This window comes from Mesorhizobium sp. M1A.F.Ca.IN.020.04.1.1, from assembly GCF_003997315.1.
GTDB lineage: Bacteria > Pseudomonadota > Alphaproteobacteria > Rhizobiales > Rhizobiaceae > Mesorhizobium.
This window is the reverse complement of the sequence record NZ_RZSN01000374.1, coordinates 1-1,351: the sequence shown is the minus strand read 5'-3', so window position 1 is coordinate 1,351 and position 1,351 is coordinate 1. Positions and strand designations below refer to the sequence as shown.

The window sequence follows — 1,351 nt, the reverse complement described above, 5'->3', positions numbered from 1 at the left end:
GGCTATCTCGCCGATGTCCTCACCAGGATCGTCAATGGCCACCCGAACAGCCAGATCGACGACCTGCTGCCCTGGGCCTACATCCCGGCTCCCGAACTCAGGGCCGTGGCCTGAGAACAGCGCTTACTATTCTTTGGACTGAGCGACCACAGGAGAACACTGTGCCGAATATTTCAGGGTCCGAAGCGCCCCGCGATACACCCGAATCGTCACCTTGATTGCGAGGAAGCAATCCAGGCGATGTTTCAGGTCGTGGCAGCCGCGGCGAAAGCCGTGGCTGGTCACGGCATGAAACGGCCGCTGTGCTGATCAACTGATCAACCTTGCGGAAAATCACGCGCTAGCGATTGAGGCCAACGACGAGCTGGGCTGAATTCGGCGCTGGAGTTATCCTGAAAGCTCCACCGCTTCATTGACTTCCGGCCGACTCCTCATTGTTCCACAGTGGTGTTCATCCGCAGGGTGGATGTCGATCGGCAGGGTGGATGTCGATCGGCGAAGCGGTTCATCGCGGCAGTTTCGCGCCCTCCATCGGACCGTGAAACATGGGTTTCAATTGGCGCTTGCTCACGACAGAAACCGCTTCAAGCTCAAACCGACCAACAAAATGTAAGGCGGAATGGCGAGCGAATAGTGACCACAGTTTAGTGCTAAAATATTTGGATTAGCTCCGGCGTCCTTCAGCCTCTGCATGAACCTCTCCGATAGCTCTGGCAACACCACTTTGTCTCTCTTAGCCAACACAACGTGAAGGTCGAGATCAGGCCGTGCCAAACTATGAGCGTAGTTCTCCAGGTCAAGTGGACCCCAGGCCTGTCTGAGATCGGCCAAACCAATCTCAGGCTCAAGGCTGGCACGTATCGATCGTGTAGCACGACCCGTCCAGACCATATCCGCGAGACTTCCCGCGGCCAGAAACAATGAGGCTTTTGACACAGCCGAGTCGCGCGCCGCGACCAACCCTGCAACCCAAGAACCCAGGCTCATCCCGAGAACCGAAATCTCTCGATAGCCTTCACTCTTTAGCCAGCGTATGAGCTTCCGCCCGTCCCATACGGCCTGCCTTACAGACTGGATCGTCCGACCGAGATTCGGGCTCAGCATGTAATCGGCATGTGTCGAGCCTGGACGGCTACGCTCGAAATGATAAGGCATGGCGATCTCGACAACCGTGACGCCAAGCAGTGAGAAAAAATTGGCGATCTGTCGATTCCGCGCTCTTGCATTCCAGTGGTGAAAAATCACCATCGCCTGATCGAACGACCCGCTTTCCGTGATTTTCGCCCAGACTAAATTGTTCGCTTCGATGTCGGTTGAAATATCCGATGGAAATTTGAGCCACCCATCTTTC

Annotated in this window: 2 protein-coding genes; one reads left to right on the top strand and one right to left on the bottom strand. The window is 55.7% G+C overall.

Annotated features, from left to right (window positions below):
• Positions 1-114: transposase domain-containing protein (locus EOA49_RS31970; protein WP_135913840.1), on the top strand; the 114-nt coding region annotated here is incomplete at its 5' end.
• Positions 115-567: 453 nt separating this feature from the next.
• Here EOA49_RS31970 and EOA49_RS31965 read toward each other — a convergent pair.
• Positions 568-1,351 (bottom strand): dienelactone hydrolase-related enzyme (locus EOA49_RS31965; RefSeq protein WP_127243600.1); only part of this gene is annotated, 784 nt, incomplete at its 5' end.